This window comes from Variovorax sp. GW821-FHT09A10 (assembly GCF_059418385.1).
The window spans coordinates 302,584-325,144 of sequence record NZ_JBWKPT010000005.1; the positions used below are offsets into that span (position 1 = coordinate 302,584).

20 protein-coding genes are annotated in these 22,561 nt (G+C 67.3%); 7 read left to right on the forward strand and 13 right to left on the reverse strand.

Annotated features, from left to right (window positions below; all coding sequences use genetic code 11):
• Window positions 1–9: 9 nt before the first annotated feature.
• The 12 genes from AC07Q9_RS21050 to AC07Q9_RS21105 all read right to left on the reverse strand — a co-directional run bounded on the left by AC07Q9_RS21050 (window position 10) and on the right by AC07Q9_RS21105 (window position 12,244).
• Window positions 10–444, reverse strand: a complete 435-nt coding sequence (locus AC07Q9_RS21050) for a DUF3613 domain-containing protein (RefSeq protein ID WP_495311695.1) — start codon at window positions 442–444, stop codon at window positions 10–12.
• A complete protein-coding gene (locus AC07Q9_RS21055; protein ID WP_495311696.1) occupies window positions 441–1,400 on the reverse strand; it encodes a tetratricopeptide repeat protein in 960 nt (319 codons plus the stop codon). Before AC07Q9_RS21055 ends, AC07Q9_RS21050 begins: the two co-directional genes overlap by 4 nt.
• Window positions 1,400–2,356, reverse strand: a complete 957-nt coding sequence (locus AC07Q9_RS21060) for a type II secretion system F family protein (RefSeq protein WP_495311697.1) — start codon at window positions 2,354–2,356, stop codon at window positions 1,400–1,402. Before AC07Q9_RS21060 ends, AC07Q9_RS21055 begins: the two co-directional genes overlap by 1 nt.
• Complete coding sequence (locus AC07Q9_RS21065; RefSeq protein WP_495311698.1) at window positions 2,353–3,366, reverse strand: type II secretion system F family protein; 1,014 nt, start codon at window positions 3,364–3,366, stop codon at window positions 2,353–2,355. Before AC07Q9_RS21065 ends, AC07Q9_RS21060 begins: the two co-directional genes overlap by 4 nt.
• Window positions 3,359–4,675, reverse strand: a complete 1,317-nt coding sequence (locus AC07Q9_RS21070; protein ID WP_495311699.1) for a TadA family conjugal transfer-associated ATPase — start codon at window positions 4,673–4,675, stop codon at window positions 3,359–3,361. Before AC07Q9_RS21070 ends, AC07Q9_RS21065 begins: the two co-directional genes overlap by 8 nt.
• A 7-nt stretch (window positions 4,676–4,682) precedes the next feature.
• The gene (locus tag AC07Q9_RS21075; RefSeq protein ID WP_495311700.1) at window positions 4,683–5,978 is read right to left on the reverse strand and encodes a CpaE/TadZ family protein; all 1,296 of its coding nucleotides are present in this window, start codon (window positions 5,976–5,978) and stop codon (window positions 4,683–4,685) included.
• A 35-nt stretch (window positions 5,979–6,013) separates the two neighbouring features.
• Complete coding sequence (locus AC07Q9_RS21080; protein WP_495311701.1) at window positions 6,014–7,378, reverse strand: type II and III secretion system protein family protein; 1,365 nt, start codon at window positions 7,376–7,378, stop codon at window positions 6,014–6,016.
• Between the two features lie 41 nt (window positions 7,379–7,419).
• The gene (gene cpaB / locus AC07Q9_RS21085; protein ID WP_495311702.1) at window positions 7,420–8,415 is read right to left on the reverse strand and encodes a Flp pilus assembly protein CpaB; all 996 of its coding nucleotides are present in this window, start codon (window positions 8,413–8,415) and stop codon (window positions 7,420–7,422) included.
• Between the two features lie 77 nt (window positions 8,416–8,492).
• A complete protein-coding gene (locus AC07Q9_RS21090) occupies window positions 8,493–8,990 on the reverse strand; it encodes an A24 family peptidase (RefSeq protein WP_495311703.1) in 498 nt (165 codons plus the stop codon).
• Window positions 8,987–9,184 (reverse strand): Flp family type IVb pilin, encoded by a 198-nt coding sequence (locus AC07Q9_RS21095; protein WP_495311749.1) that lies wholly within the window; start codon window positions 9,182–9,184, stop codon window positions 8,987–8,989. Before AC07Q9_RS21095 ends, AC07Q9_RS21090 begins: the two co-directional genes overlap by 4 nt.
• 412 nt (window positions 9,185–9,596) lie before the next feature.
• Window positions 9,597–11,105, reverse strand: coding sequence for a L,D-transpeptidase family protein (locus AC07Q9_RS21100; RefSeq protein WP_495311704.1), 1,509 nt, complete (start codon window positions 11,103–11,105; stop codon window positions 9,597–9,599).
• On the reverse strand, window positions 11,072–12,244 hold the full coding sequence (locus tag AC07Q9_RS21105; RefSeq protein ID WP_495311705.1) for a nuclear transport factor 2 family protein: 1,173 nt from the start codon (window positions 12,242–12,244) through the stop codon (window positions 11,072–11,074). The genes AC07Q9_RS21100 and AC07Q9_RS21105 overlap by 34 nt, the downstream gene beginning before the upstream one ends.
• Before the next feature lie 205 nt (window positions 12,245–12,449).
• Here AC07Q9_RS21105 and AC07Q9_RS21110 point away from each other — a divergent pair, with 205 nt between their 5' ends.
• Window positions 12,450–13,454 (forward strand): Bug family tripartite tricarboxylate transporter substrate binding protein, encoded by a 1,005-nt coding sequence (locus tag AC07Q9_RS21110; RefSeq protein WP_495311706.1) that lies wholly within the window; start codon window positions 12,450–12,452, stop codon window positions 13,452–13,454.
• Between the two features lie 125 nt (window positions 13,455–13,579).
• Here the strand turns inward: AC07Q9_RS21110 and AC07Q9_RS21115 are convergent, their stop codons facing one another.
• Window positions 13,580–14,377: an IclR family transcriptional regulator domain-containing protein gene (locus AC07Q9_RS21115; protein WP_095948085.1), complete on the reverse strand. Its 798-nt coding sequence runs from the start codon at window positions 14,375–14,377 to the stop codon at window positions 13,580–13,582.
• 137 nt (window positions 14,378–14,514) lie between these two features.
• Here AC07Q9_RS21115 and AC07Q9_RS21120 point away from each other — a divergent pair, with 137 nt between their 5' ends.
• From AC07Q9_RS21120 to AC07Q9_RS21145, 6 genes are all read left to right on the forward strand, one after another.
• Window positions 14,515–15,216: a 3-oxoacid CoA-transferase subunit A gene (locus AC07Q9_RS21120; RefSeq protein ID WP_354357795.1), complete on the forward strand. Its 702-nt coding sequence runs from the start codon at window positions 14,515–14,517 to the stop codon at window positions 15,214–15,216.
• Complete coding sequence (locus AC07Q9_RS21125) at window positions 15,213–15,860, forward strand: 3-oxoacid CoA-transferase subunit B (RefSeq protein ID WP_495311707.1); 648 nt, start codon at window positions 15,213–15,215, stop codon at window positions 15,858–15,860. The genes AC07Q9_RS21120 and AC07Q9_RS21125 overlap by 4 nt, the downstream gene beginning before the upstream one ends.
• A 30-nt stretch (window positions 15,861–15,890) precedes the next feature.
• A complete protein-coding gene (gene pcaF, locus AC07Q9_RS21130) occupies window positions 15,891–17,096 on the forward strand; it encodes a 3-oxoadipyl-CoA thiolase (RefSeq protein ID WP_070062661.1) in 1,206 nt (401 codons plus the stop codon).
• Entirely contained in the window at window positions 17,096–18,073 is a 978-nt protein-coding gene (locus tag AC07Q9_RS21135; protein ID WP_495311708.1) for a Bug family tripartite tricarboxylate transporter substrate binding protein, read from the forward strand. Before pcaF ends, AC07Q9_RS21135 begins: the two co-directional genes overlap by 1 nt.
• Before the next feature lie 56 nt (window positions 18,074–18,129).
• Window positions 18,130–19,143 carry a Bug family tripartite tricarboxylate transporter substrate binding protein gene (locus AC07Q9_RS21140; protein WP_495302261.1) on the forward strand — a complete coding sequence of 338 codons (1,014 nt, stop codon included), beginning with the start codon at window positions 18,130–18,132 and terminating at the stop codon, window positions 19,141–19,143.
• A 300-nt stretch (window positions 19,144–19,443) separates the two neighbouring features.
• On the forward strand, window positions 19,444–22,557 hold the full coding sequence (locus tag AC07Q9_RS21145; protein ID WP_495311709.1) for an autotransporter domain-containing protein: 3,114 nt from the start codon (window positions 19,444–19,446) through the stop codon (window positions 22,555–22,557).
• The last annotated feature ends 4 nt before the right edge of the window (window positions 22,558–22,561 follow it).

Genomic DNA, 22,561 nt, shown 5'->3' on the forward strand with positions numbered 1-22,561 from the left:
AACGGCCTCTTACTTCCCGCCGCCAGTGGTCGTCTTAACCGTTGAGCTCATGTGTTCCGGAATCGGGTACTCGAAGCTCTTCAGGTAGCGCTCATAGCTTCGCTGTGCAACGTCGCCTGCGATAGGGCGAGTCGTTTTGGATGCAATGTCGCCGCTGCGCTGCCAGGCGAGCAGGCTCAATGTCGCATCGCCGACCTCGTGTGGGAGATTGAGGGCCTCTTGTCCCTCCTCGGCCGCCGCGTCCAGCGCCGGCTGTGGGGGGGAGATCGGCCCAGCGGAAGCGACTCCGGTCACCGTGGATGCGTGGCTGGGAATGGCGCCGCTTTGACCAACGCCTGCGTTGGCGGTCTGCGCAGAGGCCGCCGCCGTCATGAAGAGAAATGCCACTGCCAGCGCGCAGGCGGACAGCGTGGACGTTCGATTGGCAGACTCGTTGTTATTCATGGTGTACCTCGTGAAGTCGGGTTGGGCAAAAGAGGTGAGTCTGCGGTCGAGACCGGCGGGTTCAACTGGCTGGCGGTGCGCACGCCGCCCATTCCAGCCCAGCGAGTGGGCTTGAGTGCGAGCGGAACGGATGCGGCATCGCTGCGCAACGTCGTGGACGCCTCAGTCGATGCGATGGCAGACGCAGGTGTCGTGGTGGTCGTCGATGCAGGCTGTGCTGCCGAACTCCCTGCAGCCCGCATCTGCAACGCAGCTGTGCGCACGGCTGCGCGCGTGGCTTCAGGCATGCGGTTCGCATCCATCAGGGCTGTGGCTTGCTCCTTCTGATGCGTCGCCTCAAGATAAAGCGCCACATTGGCTTGCGCCTGCTTGCTGTCGGGCTGCAGCTGCAGGGCTTGCATCAGGGGCAGTCTTGCTTCCTCAAGCTGGCCGGCGCGCAGGCTCGCATAACCCAGATCGCTGAGCAGCAAGGCATCGGTCGGTGTGCGGCGCTGCGCCTGCTTGAACAGTTGCACCGCCTCTGCATAGTGGCCGCGTGCGCCAGCCAGCAGGCCCAGACCCCTGTAGCCTGCGGCCTCCTGCGGCGTGGTCAGCAAGCGCTTGTAAGCGGCTTCAGCGGGTTCGGCCTGATCGGTCTGGCGCAGCGCGTCGGCGCGCACGCGGGTGGAGTCGGGTGTGATGCCCCAGCGCTGCTCCAACGCGTCGATGTGTGCCAACGACGCGAACCACAGGCCCTGCTGCTGCATCTGGCCAACAACCTTGAGGTAGGTCGCCTGGGTGTCGATGCTAGCGCCGGTTTTTGTTTCGCTGGCGGCCTCGAAGGCCTGCCGCTGTTGTGCGTCTTCGCCCGCAGCGTAGTGGTCTTTGCTTGTGGCGCATCCGGAGACGACCAGAACCAACCCCGTGGCCATGGATGCCCAGATGATGCGTACAGATGGGTTGAAGAATGCGCTCATTAGCCGACGCTCCCCAAGGCACGGAAGATGGCAATGAAGCCGGGGCCCGCTGTCACGATCAGCAACGCAGGCAGCAGTGTGATGACCATGACGCCGGTCATCTTCACGGTGATCTTGCCGATACGCTCTTTCAATTCAGAGCGACGATGTTCGCGAAGGCGATCGCTGAAAGCGCGCAGCGGCTCCTGGACTGCACCGCCGTGGCGGTCGACCTGCACCAGCAGTGCAACCAGGCTGCTCAGGTTTTCGTTCTTGTGTAGCGTGGCAAGGCGATGCAGCGAGTGTTCGCGGGTCCGGCCTTGGGCGTATTGCCGATTGGCCAACGTCAACTCGTACCCCAGGACGCGTAGCACGTGCGAGAAATCGCTCGCCATAACCTGCAAACCCTGGTCCAGGCTCATGCCTACGCCTTGCAGCAACTTCAAAAGATCCACGAAAAGCGGCAGTTCTCTGGCGACCTGTGTTCGCCGACGGGCGGCAATTCGGCCCAGCACCCATTTCGGCCCCATGAAGCCGATCACGAAGAGGGCGGCAAGCACGATGATGAAGGTGCTTGGTTTGCTCCCTCCGCTCCAGAGGGTAAGGGCCAACAAGGGCAGCAAGATCGCCAGCAGCACGCGCGTGACGAGAAAGATCAACTGGGCACGTTGAGAGGGCAGTCCGCATTGGTCGATCAGGTTGCGGTCCTCGTCAGCAACGAACGCACGTCCGAGGCGTGAATCCAGCCAATGGAATGGCAGTTCGACGTCGGGCTTGTACTGCCCCCCGAACTCCGCGTCGACTTCGGTGGTGCCTATGGCCGATGACACCGTGCCTTGGTGAATCGCCTTGCCGATCGCGTGTCCGCTGCGCGCACGACGCAGCTCCGACGCAATCAACGTACCGGCCGCCACAAGCAGCCCGAGCGCCAGCAGCCCCAGGCTGATGGCTGTCAATACACTGGGTGTCAGCATCATGCGATCCTCGCAAGCCGGTATAGCAGCAGGCCACCCAGCGCTTGAAGCCCAACGCCCGTGAGGACGAGCATCCGGCCGGACCCGTCGTTCCACATCCCGAGAAAGTAGCTTGGGTTGTTCATGATCATGAAGGCGCCTACGCCCACAGGCAGCAGGCCCAGAACCCAGGCCGATAGCCGTGTTTCCGACGACATCGCCACCAGCTCATGCTCAGCCTGTTCGCGGTCGCGCATGAAGTTGCTCACCCGTTCGAGCAACAGGTCGGCGCGCCCGCCGTAGCGCACGCCCAGCCCGAGGATCGAGGCCAGAAGAAACATCTCCTCGACGCGCACGTTGGTAGCGGTCTGGTGCAGCGCCTTGTCCAGGTCCACGCCTGCACGCACCAAGGCGGCCGAGCGTTCCAGATGGCCCCGCAGCGGCTCCTGCGTGCTGCCGATGGCAAGCTGGAAGGCCGCCTGCGTCGAATTGCCGATGGTGATCAGGCGAACCATGGCGTCGATGTATCCAGGCAATTGGCTCACCAGCTTCCGACGCATCCCTTGCAGTCGAAGCCAGACGCCGAAAGCGCCGGCCAGCGCGAGCAGCAGAAGCGCGGCGAACCCGGCGAGCCAGCCACCGAACAAGCCGGCGACCAGCGACAGCGCGACAACGGCGACCAAGCCGAGAACGAGCACCCGAGCTTCGATCACGCCCACCAGCCATCCGGGCATCGTGCGGTCAAGCCAGCGTTTAGGCCGAGCGGCCGCCGCGGCCGCGGCCTCGGTTTCGAGCCACGGGTCGTTGGTCAGTCCGGAGACGCCTCCGCCCATCGGCTCGGCCGCCCGCGCGGGTGGCATCGCGGAGAAGGCCGTTGCTGCTGACGCGCCAGTGCCTGCCCGGATCTGTTGGTCTAGATGCCGCCCCACGGCGTGTTGCGTCTGTCGCTTTTTTGCCCATTGCCACAGGAACAGCCCGCACGCCGCCAGCAGCAGTGCGATCACTGCAACGCCGAGCAGGACGACCTCACGCACGGGGCTCTCCCTGAAGCGCGCGCGAGAGCGACTGGCGGAACCGCGTGATCTTCGGGGAGTGCGGCGCGATGCCCAGTGATACCCAGCGATCCTTCTCCTCGCCGTCGGGCCCGACCACCGGCTCGTAGCGATACAGCTCCTGCATCGCCACCACGTTGTCGTTCACGCCCGTCACTTCGCTCAGCGAAATGATGCGGCGCTGGCCGTTCGACATCCGTCCGATCTGCACGATGAAGTCAATCGCGCTGGCGATCTGGCGCCGCAGGCTCACTTCGCTGCCTTGGTAGCCTGCGAAGCCGGCCAGCATCTCCAGGCGATAGAGGCATTCGCGTGGCGAGCTGGCGTGGATGGTTCCCATCGAACCTTCGTGCCCGGTGTTCATGGCCTGCAGCATCTCGATGACTTCGGCGCCGCGCACTTCGCCCACGATGATCCGGTCAGGTCGCATGCGTAGGCTGTTGCGCAGCAGGTCGCGAATTGACACCACACCAGTGCCGTCGAAGCCGCCGGGGCGGCTTTCGAGTCGCACCACGTGGCTGGTGCTGAGCGAGAGTTCGGCCGTGTCTTCGATAGTGATCACGCGCTCGCGCGAGGGGATGAAGCTCGCCAGCGCGTTGAGCAGAGATGTCTTGCCCGAGCTGGTGCCGCCGCTCACGAGCACGTTGCAGCGTGCGCGTACCGCGATCTCGAGCAACTGGGCCATGCCGGCATCGAAAGTGCCAAGCTTCACCAGATCGGCTGGCGTGAGTGGCTCCTTGCGGAACTTGCGGATCGAAACGGAGAGTCCGTCAATCGCCAGCGGTTCGATGATCACGTTGATGCGGCCGCCATCGGGCAACCGTGCATCGACCATCGGGTTGGCCTCGTCGAGCCGACGGCCCAGTGGCGCAAGGATGCGGCGCACGATCCGCATCACATGCTCGGAATCGGCAAAACGCAGCGTCTCGCGCTCCAGCATGCCGTGCCGCGACACATACACGTTCTGGTAGCCGTTGATCAGGATGTCTTCGACGGCTGGATCATTGAGCAGGTCTTCGAGTGGGCCGAAGCCAGCCAGCTCCTTGGTCAGCGCATCGGCGATGAGCTGCATCTCGCGGTCGTTGATGGGCACGCGGCGCAGGCGCACGAAGCTGTCGACCTCCAGCTCGACGAACTGCTGGATCGAGGCGCGCGACCAGCGGCCGAACTCCGCGCCCAGCTCTTCGATGCGGCTCAGCAGGTGGTCGTGCGTCCAGCTCTTGATGTCCTGGAACTGCTGGGAGTTGATGAACGCCTGGTCGTCGTCGGCGAATTCGATATCGGTGGACATGGGCTGTTCAACCTTGGGTAGAGCTCTTCCGGAAGCCGGTGATCTTCGACATCAGCGTCGAAGTCCAGCGCGTGGCCTCGGCCGGTGTCGGTGCTGAGCCTGTCGTGCATTCTTGGTGCAGGCTGCGTGCGAGGCCAGTCACAGCCTGCGAATAGGGGTCGTTGCGCGCAATGCGAACCAACATCTCGCCGCGACTTGCGGCGCCGAGCAATTGGGTACTGCGCGCCGGCAACACGTGGCGAAGCGGCAGTTCGAGTCGTTCGGCGATGTCCTTGGCCGAGAGCCCCACGTTGTTGTCGAACTTGCTGACGACAAGCGACAGCTGATCGGTCTCGATGCCGCGCGTGCGCAATTCCTTGAGCATGGTTGCGGTCGACACGATCGCGCCGATGCTTTGGTCACACACGACCCAGGCGCGCTGCGCCTCCTTCACGGTCTGCGCCACGAAGTCGATGGTCGAGAAGCCACCGAGGTCGGCAATCTGGAAATCGAAGAAGTCACCCAGCCGCTTGATCAGGGCGACCGAGTCGGCGTGTGAGATTTCGCGCACCTGCGCGAGGCTTGCCGGAAGAGGCAACACGGCGATGCCGCTGGCGTGATGCGCGAGAGCGGTCTGCAGCAGTGTCTGGTCGAGGCGGCGCAGGTTGCGCACGCCATCGACGAAGCTGAAGCCGCTTTGAGTGTCGAGGTAGAGCAGGCCATCGCGCGCAGGCAGGCCCAGGTCGAGCAGGGCCACGCCGTGTCGTGTGCTGCGACCCGGTGCCTTTGCTGCTGCTTGCGCCGGCTGTGCCAGTTGGTCTTGGAGCACGATCGACAAGCTGGCCGCGAGCGTGGTCACGCCGATGCCCGGTCGAGCGCCCAGCAGCGCGATGGTGTTTCCGCGCGTGCCGATCGACAGGCTGCTCCGGCGGTCGAGCAGCTTGCGCAGTGTGTTGGCCGCGTCGGTCTGCGGTGCCGCCATGTCGATGAAGTCGTCCACACCGGCACGCAGTGCGGCCAGCATCGACGACGGCTCGGCCGAGACGCCCGTTGCCAGCACAGGCAACGCTGGCCAGTCGCGCTTGAGGCGTTGGTGCAGTTCGCTTGCGGCCTCGGCGTGGTCACCGGAGAAGTCGAGAAAGATGGCCGCCGGGCTGAGCAGAGCGATGCGCTCATCGAGCGACTTGACATCGGGTGACAGCATCACCACCGCGCCCAGCCTGGCAAGGGCGTCGGTCAGCCACGTGATGTGGCCGCCGTTGGGCGAGGCGAAGAGATAGGTCTCCGCTCCGGTGTCGGGAAGATTATCGCGGGGGGCGTTCATGACGTCGGCCACAGGTCGCGAATGGCTGGTTTCCATCAACGGGAGAAGCCCGGAACCGTGGTGCCAGAGGCCGGTCCCAAGAGGTGAGCGCGCCACACCGGGCCATCGCGCTGCTCGGCCCCGCCGGGCAGGTACGGGGTGAGATCCGTGTTGCGCGCGATCGGCTTCACCAAGTGTGGTGTGACGAGAATGACCAGTTCCTTCTCGCTCATCTGGTACCTGTTCTGTTTGAAGAAGGTACCGAGCACCGGGATGTCGCCGAGCAGCGGCACCTTGTCCGCGTTCGAGGTGGTCGTGCGGCTCACGAGACCACCGATGATGAAGCTCTCGCCGTCGCCGAGTTCGACAGTGGTGTCGGCGCGACGCGTGGAAATGGCGGGCACTGCAACGCCGCCGATGCTGAGGGAGTTGGTGTAGTCGAGGTCGCTGGCCTCGGGGGCCACCTTGAGCACGATGCGCTCGTTCGACAGCACCGTGGGCGTGACCGTGAGGCCGATGCCGAAGGGCTTGTATTCGATGCTTGTCGTGCCTAGGCCCTGCGGGGCGGGCACCGGCAGTTCGCCCCCGGCCAGGAAGCTCGCGCTCTGGCCCGACAGCGCCACCAGCGTGGGTTCGGCGAGCACGCGCGCCATGCCGTTGCCCTCGAGGAAGCCGACGTTCAGTCCAATGCCGGCCTTGCCGAAGTTGAACAGCAGGCTGAAGGCTTGTGCAAGGGGATTGCCGTATTCGCCGCTGATGCTTCCATCCGACGCGAACGTCGCGGACTTCAGTGATGCCGGCGTGAACGAGCCAAAGCTGAACCCGTTGGAATTGGCGCGCGTGCTGAAGATGTTGAGGCCCGCCTGCTTGAGCACGCTGCGATTGAACTCGACCACCTTGACTTCGACCTGCACGGTGTTGCTGCGCACGTTGACGACGGAACGATCAACCAGCGGGGATTTCTCACCGCCAGCGGCCAGTGCAGTGTCTCGTGCCTCCTGGTGCGCGGTCATGCTGTCGAGCGAACCGGTGAGCATCGAGGCGCGGCGACGCACTTCGAGCGCGTACACCGTGGCGGTCGATTGGCCTTTTTCCCAGAGCATCAGCGTGGTCCGGCCCGCGGCCTTGCCGGTCACGAGCAGGCGTGCGGCTGGTGAGTTCGGCGTTTGGCGGGTGAGTGCCACCCCAGCCACTGTTTCGTCGGCAATGGCCATGCGCTCGATGCCTTTCGGGATCAGGAGTTCCTTTTGCGTGCCGGCATCGAGGCGGAATTGGATTGGTGCGCCCGGAGCGACGGCTTGCGCATTGGCTACCGAGGATGCAGCGGGCCAGATGCTTGATGTCAGCAAGCACAGCGCCGCGAGGGTCGGATGCAGGGCATGAACCGGGGCGTTGGGTTTCGCGCGAGGAGGGTGCGTCATGGTGTATTTTTCGTGCGGGGCATGCATGGGCGTGACGCTGATCAATAGCGGATGGTTTCGCTGCGATCGCCGCGGATAACTTCGACCTGGAGCCCGCCGCGGCTGGTGCTGGTGTCGGTTGCTGAAGGGGAGCGCACCGCGGCTGTGGGGGGGCGAAGGGCACCGGGTTTGCCTCCGGTCACGAAATCGGCGGCCGTCAGGCCGGCCTTCGCACGGTCCAGGCCTTCGAGCGGCGCGCGCGGCGCTTCGCCGCGCTTTGGTGGTGCTGGTTGCAAGGCCGTGGGCAATTCGGCAAACAGCTTTGGATCGGGCTCCGACATGTCGGTTGGGTTCCGCAGCGCCAGCAGCAGGCGGCCACTGTTTTCCGCGAGTGTCAGGCGATTGATGTCGTCCACCGGCACCGCGAGCACGGCCGTGCGCGCGGCTTCTGCGCGTTGTTGCTGCGCCTGAGGGTTGCCGTTCTTGTCGGTTTGGGAGGGGAGCCCGTCGATGGACGCACTGCCGAAAGCCAGCACACGCTTGCGCGACAGCAGCAGGCGTGCCTGGCTGCGGTCGATGTCCTTGCTGTCGGACTTCAGCATCAGAAACACGTCGACGAAGTCGCCAGGCTGAACTTTGTTGCCCACGCCCATGACCTCGTCGGCCTTGATCGCCACTGCGCGCTCGCCTTCAGCGACGCGCAAGGCCAGACCGGAAACCAACTGGCCTTCAAGAAGAGGCGAGCCTTCGCCGAGGTCAATCACCGGGACGCGGCCGGCGAGAGGTGCGGTTTCTTTGAAAGCCCCCGTCGGATTGATCGTCAGTTGTTCCACGCGCAGGGCGTCGGCGGGGATCACCTGGCCGGCCGGTAGCGGCTTGGTAGCGACGACCACGGGGAAGGTCTGCGCCTGTGAAATCTTGGTAGTCGCTGCGCCGGAGCTTGCGGCTGCTGGCGGTGGAGGCGGCGGTGCCTTGCGGCTGAGAACCCATGCATAGCCTCCGAGCGCGAAGGCCAGAAGCACAAGGATGGCGGCGATGATTTTGGGGAGGTTGATCATGGGCGGCGATCTGAAAGGAGGGGCAAGCGATCAAGGGAGAGAACTGAAGGGCCTGCGAGACGAAGCAGAGTTGGCTGCTAACTCTGTCGCCCCCAAACCATCCACGCCGCAGTGGCCAACGCGAGATAGGCCGCATAGGGAATGATGCGAGGCCGACGTGTCGAGGCGCCGAACTCGGGTGTGCGCGACGGGCCGGCAAGAAAAACGGCAAGCCACGGGAAAAAAGGCCAGCGCTTAAGAGCGAGCCAGAGGATGCTGTGGACGCCGGCCATCAGGCTGGCGCAGACCCAGATCGGCACCAGAGCCGACAGGCCGACCCACAGTCCCAGGGCGCCGGCGAACTTCACGTCGCCAGCTCCCATGAGACGGGTGGCATAGAACAGCAAGAGAAAACCAAACCCTGCCCCTGCGCCGAGAAGTGCCGCGCGCCAATCGTGTCCAAGGGGCCCCACTCCCAACACCAAGGCCGTGAGTGCAAGGGCGGCGCCTGCGAGCACGAGCCAGTTGGGAACACGGCGCATTCGAAAGTCACAGACGGCAACAAGAATCAGCCACAGGAGAAAAGCGACGTTCAAGTTCCGAGAGCGGTATTGGCGGTAGAGAGCTTGGTTCCAATCTTGGCAAATATGTCCGTCAGCGCTTTGCCAAGACCAGAGCCTGAACTGAATGCGGCCACCAAAATAACGGCCATCAGCCCCGCAATAATTCCATATTCAATTGCAGTAGCACCCTCTTCATCGCGCAGAAAACGAGTAATAGAACTAAGCATGGTGATCTCCTGAAAGGAAGTGTTAACAAAGGCTGGCACGGTGGATGTTATACAGCGTAACTCCGTGTATCAAGGGAAGAAACACATGGGATCGAGTCCCGGATGTGCTACTCGGAGGGGTAAAGCAGGAAGGCGGCCAGCCCCGTTCGGCCCCCACAACGGGGCAGAAAAGGTCACTTATTCACAGTCTGGAGATGTTCGTTTCCCTCTGTAAACCGCATGCACACTGGCATGGACGAGGGGAACGCGTTACGGGCGTGGGAACGTCCGGAAGTTGAGCGTTACGGGAACATGCCCGTTACGTGTTACGTAGCGCGGTACCTAGGGGTGCAATTTGTAACACCCGACAAGGCGGCTTCGTTTGGGCAATAAGTCACACTTTTGGGGTGGAGACCCCTTCGGTGACGTGGGCTCAGCCCAGGATTTCTTCGTGGAAGAGCTTCCACTCGCCCGCCTGGCGCAGCCAGTACTGGCGGCGGGTGCGGCCGTTTTTCTCGCCCTCGAACACCTCGCCGAAGGTGGCGACCATGGTGTCCTCGGTGTCGCGCCAGTGGAGGTACGACACGTCCTTGATTTGCACTCGTTTACCTTGTGCGTAGGTCAATTCGTCGCGGAGCACCGAATTGGCGTCGACGGGCTTCCGGCTGGCGCGCTGGAAATCCGGCAAATAGAACTTTTTCAATTGCGCTTCATTGCCGCTGGCTCGTGCGTCTTTCCAGGCGGTAATTGAATCGGCGAATTTCTTTTCTTCTTTTTCGGCCTGCGGCTGCGAAATCCATTGCAGGCTGCGTGCGGTGACGACCGGCGTGGCGCCGATCTGCACCTTGCGCAGCAGCTGCTTGAGGTCGGGGTTGGCCATGACGACGCAGCCGTCGCTGGCCAGCGGTGCCCGCGCAAACTGCTGGGGCGGGGTGCCGTGCAGCCAGATGCCGCTGCCGGTCTTGCCGCGCCGCACGTCGTACGGGTTGGGGTAGTTGATGGGCAGGGCGCCGGCGCCGTAGAAGTCTTTGAGCGAGCGCGGGTCGAGGCTGCTGGTGATGTAGTACACGCCCAGCGGGGTGCGCGCGTCGCCCTCGACAGCCTTGTCGGTGCCCGACTTGCCGACCGAGATGTAGTAGTCGGCGACGAGCTTCATGCCCTTGTCGGCGTTCTCGAACAGGTACAGCCGCGAGCGCGAGGCATCGACGGCAATGGCGAAGCGGCTGCGGGTCGAGAGGGTGAGGAACTGCGAGGGCACGGTGCCGGCGGGCGGGCGTTCGCGCAGGGCCTGCAGGCGGCGGCGCGATTCCTCGTGCAGCTCGACCATGGCCGGGTTGCCGCGCAGGCGCGCGATGCCGGCGGTGTCGGGCATGGCGTTCGAGGGCGGCACCTGCGCCGCGAGCAGGTCGCCGTACACGAGCTGCGCGAGCTGGAAGTTCGGGTGGTCGCGCACGAGGGTCTGGGCCTTGGCCAGCGCCTCGCGGGTCTTGCCGCGGCCGAACAGTTCGTAGACGCCGATCAGGCGGGCCTCGGCGCCGCTGGCTTCCTGGATCGGCGCGGCTGTTCTTGCGGTCTTGCGGGCCGGGCGCGTGGCGCCCGCGTTGTCCGCGACGGCGGCGCGCTTGCTCTTGGCTTGCAGCTGCGTCTTGCTGGCGCCGCTGCCGGCTTTGCTGCTGCTGCCCTTGGCTTCCTTGGCAGCGGCACGGCTGCCACTCGCCTTGGCGGCCTTCGTGCCGCCGTTCTTGGCGTTGGCCGTCTTGCTGGCGCTGCTGTGGTTGTTGGCTGCGAACGCGGCGCCGGGCGTGGCCAGCGCGAGCGCGGAGGCGGCCATCAAGGCCGCGAGCAATTTCCCGCTCCTCAGCGGGAACGGGAGGGTCTGAAGCCGGCCGCGCCGGACGATGTCTGCCACTAGCCGCCGACGCTTTCCTTGCGAATGTGCCACTGGTTGCCAGAGCGTTGCAGTTCGAGCGTCTTGCGGCTCGCGATGTTGAGGTTGTCGGCGCGGTAGACCTGGCGGAACTTGGCGGTGGCGGTCTGTCCGTCGACCTTGATCGCGAGGTTCTCGAGGTTCACGCTGATGCTGGACTTGCCGACGATGCGGGCGCGGCGGTCTTCTTCCCAGGCCTTGCGGTTCTGTCCGCCGGCGGGCACGAAGTCGCTGCCGTAGGCGGCGAGGTAGCGGTCCATGTCCTGGCTGGCCCAGGCCGAGGCCCAGCCGCGCACGACGGATTCGATCTCGGCGGTGGACGCCGACGCAGCGGCGGGTGCCGGTGCCGGGGCCGGTTCAGGCGTCTTGGCAACCGGTGCGGGCGCTGCGGCCACCTTGACGGGCGGTGCGACAGGCGCGGCGGCAGGTGCAGGCGCGGGCGCAGGAGGTGCCTTGGCGACGGGTGCAGGTGCGGGCACGGGAGCCGGAGCGGGTGCCTTGGCGACCGGAGCAGGCGCAGGCGCCGGGGCGGGCTTTGCAGCCGGCGCCGGTGCAGGCGTCGTCGTGGCCGAGGCCACGAGGGTCGAGCCCTTCGAGCCGGCCGTCGGCGGGGCGGTGAAGAGCGTGCGGATCACGGCCAGCTTGGGCTGCACCGCGGTGTTGTTCTGGTCGAGCTGCAGCGCCTTGCTGTAGGCCTGGCTGGCCAGCCGCGCGTACACGTCGCCGAGGTTTTCCTGGGCGGTGGCGTAGCTGGGGTTGGTGCGAATGGCGCTTTCGAGGGCGTTGCGGGCCTTGTCGAACTGGTTCTGGCTCGCGTAGATGACGGCGAGGTTGTTGAACGGCTCGGGCAGCTCGGGCGCGTCTTGCGTGAGCTGGGTGAAGGCGGCGATGGCCTCGGCGCGCTTGCCGGTGTCGAGCTGGATCACGCCCTTCAGGAAACGCATCTGCGGATCGCGCGGCTTGTCCTTGAGGAAGGCCTCGGCCTTGGTCATGGCCTCGTCGAGCTTGCCGGCCTGCATCAGGCGGTCGACGTCCTCGTGCTCGGTTGCGGCCAGCGCGGGAAGCGCAGTGCCGCAGGCCGCGGCGGCCAGGAGCAGGGCGCGCACGGTGGGGGAGAAGCTGAAGCGGGCGCGAGGCCGGGGGCTCTTGGGCATTGCGGACAAGACCTCGTTGGTGGGGAAGGGGAATGCGGCAGGCATTGTAAATGCGCCCGTCACCTCTGGATACCAAGCTGACGGAGCCGTCGAACGGCCCTATTCACAGTTGTGCCGAACTTGTGCAATGCAGCATCATCATGTAGCTTCACGTAAGCAAAATTTGCGTCCAGCCCCTGATTTTTCCAACCCTCCGGAGTCCGTTTTGAAGATCACCAAACGCCGCCTGCTCGAAGGCGGCGCTGCAGCCATTGCCACCTCGCTGTTCACGCCGGCCTCGTGGGCCCAGCGCGCAGCAGGCGGCGATGCCGTCTGGCCAACCAAGCCCGTGCGCATCCTCGTGGGCTTTCCGGCCGGTGCCTCGCCCGACCTGGCGGCGCGCGCCATCGCCGAGCCGCTCTCGAAGCTCCTGCGCCAGCCGGTGACGGTGGAGAACAAGCCCGGCGCCAGCGGCAACCTCGTGGCCGGCGAAGTGGCCAAGGCCACGGACGACCACACGATCGGCGCGCTGATCAACGGCAACCTCACGATCGCCAAGCTGCTGAACCCGTCGCTGGCTTTCGACCCCGAGAAAGACTTTGCGCCCATCGGCCTGATCGGCACCGCGCCGCTGGTGCTGGTGGTGTCGGGCAACGCCACGGGCAAGACCGCGGCCGACCTGCTGCTGTGGGTGCGCAACCTGGGCGGCGCCGGCAAGTACGGCACGCCGGGCGTGGGCACGGTGGGCCACCTGGGCATGGAACTGCTCAAGAGCCGCGCCGCCATCACCGCGCAGCACAAGCCCTACACGGGCAACCCGCAGGTGATCGCCGGCATCCTCGCCGGCGAGATCCAGCTGGCGCTGCTGCCGCCGGGCCTGGCGATGCCGCATGTGAAGTCGGGCAAGCTCAAGGCCATCGGCGTGACCTCGCCCGAGCGCAGCCCGCTGGTCAACGAGCTGCCGACGATCCGCGACGCCGACGTGCGCGGCGCCGACCTCGAGATCTGGACCGCGCTCGCCGCGCCCGCCAGCATGAAGCCGGCAGCGGTGGCCAAGCTCAATGCCGCGCTGGTCGAGGTGATCAGTTCGCCCGAAGTGAGCGAGGCCCTGCTGAAGACCGGCTGGCAGGCGCAGCCCGGTTCGCCCGACGCGCTGGCCAAGCGCATGCGCGCAGACACCACGCGCCTGGGCGGCGTGATCATCATGAAGGGCATCCACTCCGAAACCTGAGCTCGCCCCCAGGCTTCGCGCACTTCGTGTCGCTTCTCCAACCCCCTGCCGGGGGCAACACCAGCGGCCCGGCGAAGCCGGTTCCGCGGTGTTCCTGAAGGGATCGGCGACCGTGCGTGGATGGCCTACAGCAGCGCCGACACCTGCCGTGCCGCATCGATCAGCGCCGGCAGCATCGTCTCCTGCATCACCTTCGCGCTCGTGCGGTTCGCCTGCCCGCTGATGTTCAGTGCGGCCACCATGCGGCCCTGCCGGTTCACGATGGGCGCGGCCACGGAGATCAGGCCTTCTTCCAGTTCCTGGTTCACCAGGCACCACTGCTGCTTGCGCGCCTGGGCCACCTTGGCCATGAGCGCGTCGATGTCGGTCACGGTGTGCTTGGTCAGCGCCTCGAGGTTCGAGGCCTCCAGCCGCGCGCGCACCTCGTCGTCGCTCAGGTCGGCCAGCAGCAGGCGGCCCAGCGAGGTGCAGTACGCCGGCAGCCGCGAGCCCACGCCGAGGCTGATGCGCATGATCTTCTGCGTCGGCACGCGCAGCACATAGACGATGTCGGTCGCGTCGAGCACGGCGGCCGAGCACGACTCCTGCACCTGCTGCACCAGCGCCTCCATCACGGGCTCGGCGCGGTTCCAGATCGGCATCGACGACAGGTAGGCAAAGCCCAGGTCGAGGATGCGCGGCGTGAGCGTGAAGAGCTTGCCGTCGGTCACCACATAGCCCAGCGTCTGCAGCGTCAGAAGAATGCGCCGCGCCCCCGCACGCGTGAGGCCGCTGCCGGCGGCCACCTCGCTCAGGGTCTGGTGCGGTGCACTCGCGCTGAACGAGCGGATCACCTGCAGGCCGCGCGCAAAAGACTGCACGTAGCTGTCGCCGGGGGCGGGCGTGTCGGTGGTGGACGTAGCAGAAACGGGGTGGGTTGCCATGGCGAGCGATCCTCTCTAAAATTCATTATACGAACAAAAGTTCTTTAGACGAACAAATTGCGGTTCGCGAGGATTCGTGAATTCGGCAGGGTGTTCGGACCGTTCGGTTTCTTTCTTCACTCCCGGAGACAAGCTTCATGATCAACAAGATCGCGCGCTCGGTCGCCGATGCCCTGGCAGGCATCCAAGACGGCGCCACGGTGCTCATCGGCGGTTTCGGCACCGCCGGCATTCCAGGCGAACTCATCGACGGCCTCGTCGAGCAGGGCGCCAAGGACCTCACGGTCGTCAACAACAACGCAGGCAACGGAGAGACGGGCCTCGCGGCGCTGCTCAAGGCCGGCCGCGTGCGCAAGATCATCTGCAGCTTTCCGCGCCAGGCCGACAGCCAGGTGTTCGACGGTCTGTACCGCAGCGGCAAGCTCGAGCTCGAACTCGTGCCCCAGGGCAACCTTGCCGAGCGCATCCGCGCTGCGGGTGCCGGCATCGGCGCCTTCTTCTGTCCGACTGGCTACGGCACGCAGCTCGCAGGCGACCGCGAAACGCGCGAGATCGACGGCAAGCAGTACGTGCTCGAGTACCCCATCCACGGCGACGTGGCGCTCATCAAGGCCGAGCGCGGCGACCGCTGGGGCAACCTGGTCTACCGCAAGGCCGCGCGCAATTTCGGCCCCGTGATGGCCATGGCGTCGAAGAAGACCATCGCCACCGTGCACGACATCGCCGAGCTCGGCACCCTCGACCCCGAGACCATCGTGACTCCGGGCATCTTCGTGCACCAGGTGGTGCGCATCGAACGCGTGGCCACGCAGGCCGGCGGCTTCAAGAAGGCAGCATGACCATGAGCTATACCCGTCGCACCAAGGACCAGCTCGCCGCGCGAGTGGCACAAGACATCTTCGACGGCGCCGTCGTCAACCTCGGCATCGGCCAGCCCACGCTGGTGGCCAACCACCTGCCGCAGGGCCGCGAGGTCATCCTGCAGAGCGAGAACGGCATCCTCGGCATGGGCCCCGCGCCCGAGGCCGGCGAAGAAGACTACGACCTCATCAACGCCGGCAAGCAACCCGTCACGCTGCTGCCGGGCGGCTCGTTCTTCCACCACTCGGACAGCTTCGCGATGATGCGCGGCGGCCACCTCGACATCTGCGTGCTCGGCGCGTTCCAGGTGTCGGCCACCGGCGACCTCGCCAACTGGCACACGGGCGAGAAAGACGCCATTCCCGCGGTCGGTGGTGCGATGGACCTGGCCATCGGCGCCAAGCAGACGTGGGTCATGATGGATTTGCTCACCAAGCAGGGCGCGAGCAAGCTGGTGCAAGCGTGCACCTATCCGCTCACCGGCATCGGCTGCGTCAAGCGCGTGTACTCCGACCTCGCCACGCTCGAATGCACGCCGCAGGGCCTGAAGCTCGTCGACACCGTCGAGGGCCTGAGCCGCGAAGAACTCGAGAAGCTGGTCGGCCTGCCGATCGCTGCCTGATCCGTTCCACCCATTCAAGAGACAACTCACATGACCAATCAAGCCTTCATCTGCGACGCCGTCCGCACCCCCTTCGGCCGCTACGGCGGTTCGCTCAGCAGCGTGCGCACCGACGACCTCGGCGCCGTGCCCCTGCGTGCACTGATCGAGCGCAACAAGAACGTCGACTGGCAGGCCGTGAGCGACGTGCTCTACGGTTGCGCCAACCAGGCCGGCGAAGACAACCGCAACGTGGCACGCATGTCGGCGCTGCTCGCGGGCCTGCCGATCGAAGTGGGCGGCGGCACCATCAACCGCCTGTGCGGTTCGGGCCTCGATGCACTGGGCACCGCCGCGCGCGCCATCCGCGCCGGTGAAGCGGGCCTGATGATCGCCGGCGGCGTGGAGAGCATGAGCCGCGCGCCCTTCGTCATGCCCAAGGCCGAGAGCGCCTTCAGCCGCAACAACGCGGTGTACGACACCACCATCGGCTGGCGCTTCGTCAACAAGCTCATGAAGGCGCAGTACGGCGTCGACTCCATGCCCGAGACGGCCGAGAACGTGGCCACCGACTACAAGATCGAGCGCGAGGCGCAAGACCTGATGGCGCTCAACTCGCAGCTGCGCGCCGTCGCGTCGCAGAAGTCCGGCTTCTTCGACGCCGAGATCGTGCCCGTGAGCGTGCCGCAGAAAAAGGGCGACGCCCTCATCGTCAACAAGGACGAGCATCCGCGTGACACCACGCTGGAGGCGCTGGCCAAGCTCAAGCCCATCGTGCGCCCCGACGGCACCGTCACCGCCGGCAATGCCAGCGGCGTGAACGACGGCGCCTGCGCGCTGCTGCTGGCCGACGAAGCCAGCGCCGCCAAGCACGGCCTCACGCCGCGCGCCCGCGTGGTCGGCATGGCCACGGCCGGCGTCGCGCCGCGCATCATGGGCATCGGCCCGGCGCCCGCCACGCAGAAGGTGCTGGCGCTCACCGGCCTCACGCTCGACCAGATCGACGTCATCGAACTCAACGAAGCCTTCGCCGCACAAGGCCTCGCCGTGCTGCGCCTGCTGGGCCTGAAGGACGACGACGCGCGCGTGAACATCAACGGCGGCGCCATCGCACTGGGCCACCCGCTCGGCGCCAGCGGCGCACGTCTGGCCACCACCGCGGTGAACCAGCTGCACAAGGGCGGCGGCCGCTACGCGCTGTGCACGATGTGCATCGGCGTGGGGCAGGGCATTGCCGTGATCCTGGAACGCGTCTGATGGGTCTCGCCCGACGCGAGTTGCTGCTGGGTTTGCTGGCGGCAGCAGGTTTGCCTGCGCACGCGCAGCAGGCCGATGGCAAGCCGATCCGCATCGTCGTGCCCTTCGCGGCCGGCGGCGGCAACGACGTGTTCGCACGCCAGATGGCCAAGGGCCTGGGCGAGCTGCGAAAGTCCGGCGTCATCGTCGACAACAAGCCCGGCGCGGGCGGCAACCTCGGCACCGAGCAGGTGGTGCGCAGCACGCCCGACGGCAGCACGCTGCTGCTGGGCCACACGGGCACCGTGTCGATCAACCCGGCGCTGTACAAGGGCCTGAAGTTCGACGCGCGCAAGGACCTTGTGCCCGTGGCCATGTTCGCGTCGTCGGCGCTCGTGCTCGTGGTGCCCGCGGCCTCGAAGGTGCGCAGCGTGGCTGACCTCGTCAAGGAGGCCAAGGTGCGCCCGGGCCTGCTCGACTACGCCTCGAGCGGCAGCGGCACGGGTGGCCACCTCACGGGCGAACTCTTCGCGCAGCGCACCGGCACCAAGGTCAATCACATCCCCTACAAGGGCACCAACCCCGCGCTCACCGACCTCGCGGGCGGCCAGGTGCAGATGATGTTCAGCGTCATCCCGCCCGCGCTCGCGCTGGTCAAGGGCGGACGGCTGCGCGCCATTGCCGTCACCGGTGCCAAGCGCCTGCCGTCGCTGCCGGACGTGCCCACCGTGGCCGAGTCGGGCCTGCGCGAACTCGCGGGCTTCGAGAGCACGCTCACCTACGGCATCCTCGCGCCGCGCGGCACGCCCGATGCGTTCGTGAAGACGCTGTCGGCGCAGATGCTGCAGGTGGCGGGCGGCGCCGAGTTCCAGTCGCGCCTGGACGTGGAAGGCGCCGTGCCGCTGCTCGGCGGGCCGGCCGACTACGCCGCGCTCATCGCGAAGGAAAGCGCGCTGTGGGCCGGCATCGTCAAGGCCTCGGGCGCGTCGGTCGACTGAGCGGCGGCGCACCGCTTCCCACCCATCAACGATTCATCAAACCGGAGACTTCCCTCATGTCCTTCTTCCGTTCGTCGCTTTCGCGCCGCGCCCTCACTGCAGCCGTGCTGGCGTTGACTGCCGGCGGCCTGCTGCCGCTGACCGCTTCGGCACAGCAGCAGCCCGCAGCCTTCCCGACCAAGCCCGTGCGCATCATCACGCCGTTCCCGGTCGGCGGTGGTCCGGACGGCGTGGCCCGCCTCGTGGCCGACAAGCTCTCGCGCGCCTGGGGCCAGCCGGTGGTGGTCGAGAACCGCCCGGGCGGCAACGGCTTCATCGCGATCGACGCCTTCAAGCGCGGCGCCAAGGACGGCCACGACATCATCGTGCTGGACAACGTGCACCTGGCCGCGTACCCCGCGCTGTTCAAGAAGCTGCCCTACGACGCATCGAAGGACTTCGACGCGCTGCTGCCGCTGTTCAAGACCTACTTCTTCTTCACCGTGGCCACGAACAGCAAGTACAAGACCGTGGGCGACCTCATCGCCGACGCCAAGGCCAACCCCGGCAAGCTGGACTACGGCTCGTGGTCGGTCGGCAACCCGGTGCACCTGGGCTCGGAGCTGTTCGAGTCGGCCACCGGCACGCAGATGGAGCACGTGATCTACAAGGAGACCACGCAGCTGTACACCTCGGTCGCCACCGGCGAGCTGGCCTTTGCGCTGGGCAGCAGCGCCACCGCCGGCCCGCTGCAGCGCGCCAACAAGCTGCGCTTCCTGGCCGTGGCCGCGCCCCAGCGCAACGCCGCCTTCCCCGACGTGCCGACCGTGGGCGAATCGGGCGGCCCGAAGGGCTTCGAGGTCATCGGCTGGAACGCCATCGCCGTGCCGAAGGGCCTGCCGGCTTCGGTCACCGACAAGATCAAGCGCGACATCGAGAAGGGCCTGGCCGAACCCGACGTGCTGGAAAAGTTCAAGAGCTTCGGCTACGAGCCGTTCCCGACCACGCGCCCGCAGTTCGACCAGTTCGTGGCGACGGAAACGAAGCGCTTCACCGACGTGATCCGCAAGGCGAACGTGTCGCTGGACTGACAGCGCGCGCCCAGGGCGCATCCGCAATGAACAAGGCACCCGCGAGGGTGCCGTTTCTTTTTTTGGGGGGCGTCGGCTGAATGATTTGTGCTGTCCGAAAGTCACATGTTACGTACGGATACGCGCCTGGGTAGACCGTCTACCGCACGCCCTGACAGAGGCGACGCGGCCCCGCCTTCGGCAGATCGCTCTCGCTTCACGGTACCCCCTTGCAGGGATACACGTAACTGGCACCCGTTCTTACATTTTTGACTTGCAAATCCGAAATCGTCGCCCCGTGGCGAAAAGGGAGTTGAAGTCATGAACAAGATCTTCCGAACCCTGTGGAGTCCCGCCGTCGGCACCTGGGTGGCCGCGCCGGAAATCGCGCGCGGCCGCGCGCGATCGTGCAGCGGGGGCGGCGTGCGCGCGGTGGCGGCAGCGGCGGCAACGGCTGCGCTGTGGGTCTGCGTCGTGCCGGTGCTCGCGGCCAGCGGCGCGGGCGGCCAGCCGGTCGGTGACACGTCGCTGAACGCGGGCACGGGCGGCAGCGACGGCACGGGCGGCAGCGGCGGGCTCAACGACACCACGGTCAATGCCTTCGGCGGCGCGGGCGGATCGTCCACGCCGGGCGGCGTCACGGCGGGGGCCAACGCCAACATCGGCAGCTTCGGCGGTGCCACGCCGGGCACCGGCGGTGCGGCCGGCGCCGCCAGCACGCCCACCGGCCCCGGTGCGTTCCAGGGCGACGCCGGCGGCGCGGGCCAGGCGCAGACCGGCGACCCGGGCAACGGCAACGGCTATGGCGGTGGGGGCGGCGGCGGCTTCCAGGGGATGTCGATCGGCAACAACGTGGCCAACTCGCCCGACAGCTACACCGGCGGCATCGGTGGCGCGGGCGGCAACGGGTACTGGGCCGCGGGCGGCGGCGGCGCGGGCGGCTACGGTTCGATCCTGAGCGGCCCGCTCGGCAGCTACACGGCCACGGGGTCTTCCACGGGCGGCGCCGGTGGCAAGGGCGGCGACGCCTTCTCGCAGGGCGGCGGCGGCGGCAGCGGGGGCGGCGGCTTCTACCTGAACGCGACCAACCCGGGGCTCAGCTTCACCAACAGCGGCCCCCTCACGGGCGGGGTGGGTGGCGCGGGGGGGGCCGAATTGCCGGGCTCCCGTGCCAACGCCTCGGGCGGCGGCGGCGGTGCAGGGGGCATCGGCGCGACGCTGACGGGTGTTGCCGTCACCGTCAGCAACTCCGGCGCGATCACGGGCGGCGCCGGGGGCGCGGGCGGTGCGGCCGGCGGCGGAGCGGGCGGGACCGGCTCACCAGGCAGCGGCGGCGATGGCGGGGCGGGCCTCGCATCGACCGGCGCGGGCGCAACCGTCACCAACACCGGCACCATCGCCGGCGGTGCAGGCGGCGTCGGCGGGGCCAACAGCAACGGCGGCCCGGGCGGTGCCAACGGGGTGGGCGGCGTCGGGGTGACGGGCGCCAACCTTGCGCTGACCAACGGCGGAACCATCACGGGCGGCCTGGGCGGCGACGGCATCACGCGCGCCGCGGCGGTCGCGTTCACGGGCGGCACCAACAGCCTCCGGCTGAACACGGGTTCGTCGATGACGGGTGCGATCTCGATCGGCGCGGGCGCGACCGCGAGCGTCATCGCGGGCGCCAGCGGCCTCAGCGTCAGCAACGCCCTGCTGCTGGGCGGCACGGGCACCATCGACACCAACGGGAACAACCTGGCGTGGACGGGTGCGATCTCCGGCGCCAGCGACCTCGTGAAGACCGGCGCGGGCGTGCTGACGCTGAGCGGTGCCGACACCCACTCGGGCGCCACCAACGTCGCAGCGGGCACCCTGCGCGCCGGCGCCGCCAACGTGCTCAGCAGCGTGAGCCCCTTCACCGTGGCCACCGGCGCGACGCTCGACCTGGCCGGCAACAGCCAGACCCTCGCGTCGATGGCCCACAGCGGCACGGTGTCGCTGGTGGGTGCGGTGCCCGGCACCACGCTCACCGTCACCGGCCCCTGGGTGGGCAACGGCGGCACGCTGCGGCTGGGGACCGCGCTGGGCGGCAGCGCCAGCGCGAGCGACCGGCTCATCCTGAGCGGCGCCACCGCCGTCGCCAGCGGCACGACGAATGTGCAGATCACCAACCTCGGCGGCCTGGGCGCGCTCACCACCGGCAACGGCATCGAGGTGATCAGCGCCCTGAACGGCGCGACCACCACCGCGCAGACCACCAAGAGCGCGTTCGTGCTGGCCGGCACGCACGTCGATGCGGGCGCCTACGAGTACCGGCTGCATGCGGCCGACGCCACCGGCGCGGGCGAGAACTGGTACCTGCGCTCGACCGCCACGCCAGTCACCCCCGTCACGCCGGTGACGCCCGGCACGCCGCCTGCCAGCGGTGGCGGCACCAGCACCGGCGGCGCAGGCGGCGTGCCCGTGCTCGTCGTGCCCACCTACCGCGCCGAAGTGCCGCTCTACGCCGCGCTGCCCGAGCAGCTGCGCCAGGCCAGCTTCGCGATGCTCGGCAACAGGCGCCTGCGCATGGGCGAGGACCTCGTCGCGGGCGCGAACCCGGCCAAGCCCGCGCAGGGCTACCGCGAGGCGTGGGGCCGCATCATCAGCACCGACCGCACCATCGGGCAGGGCGGCACAGTGAGCCCCACGAGCAAGGGGCGCCTCACGGGCTTCCAGGCCGGCACCGACCTGTGGGCCACCCCCGACTGGCGCGCGGGCGTGTACGTCGGCCAGCTCGACGGCGACATGCGCGTGAACGGCTTTGCCAGCGGCCTGGCGAACCTCGGGGTGGGCAGCAACAACCAGAAGAGCGAGTTCCTGGGCGCCTATGCCACCTGGACGCACAGCCCCAGCGGCGTGTACGTCGACGGCGTGCTGCAGGCCGGGCGTCACCGCTACAGCGCCTTGCCCGCGCTGGGCCTGTCCCGGGGCGGCAAGGGCAACAGCCTGCTGGCGTCCATCGAGGTGGGGAAGTCGATTCCCATTGCGCAGAACTGGACCCTCGAGCCGCAGGTGCAGCTGGTGCACCAGCGCGTGAGCCTGGGCGACACGGGCATCTCCGGCGCGCTCGTGCAGCAGAAGAGCCACAACGGCTGGCAGGCACGCGCCGGTCTGCGCGTGAAGGGCGAGTTCGTCACCAGCGCCGGGCTGCTGCAGCCCTATGTGCGGGTCAACTTCTACCGCAGCAGCAGCGGCACCGACGTCACCCGCTTTGTCGGCCCGGCCGGTGTCACGGACATCGCGACGCGCACCGGCGGCCGCAGCACCGAGCTGGCGGCAGGGGCCACGCTGCAGGTGGCCGAGAACACGAGCGTGTATGTGGAGCTGGGCAAGCTGTGGGCCGGCTCCGGCGGCGACTCGCGCATCAAGAGCGGGGTCAATGCGAGCGTCGGCGTGAAGATGCGCTGGTGATCTC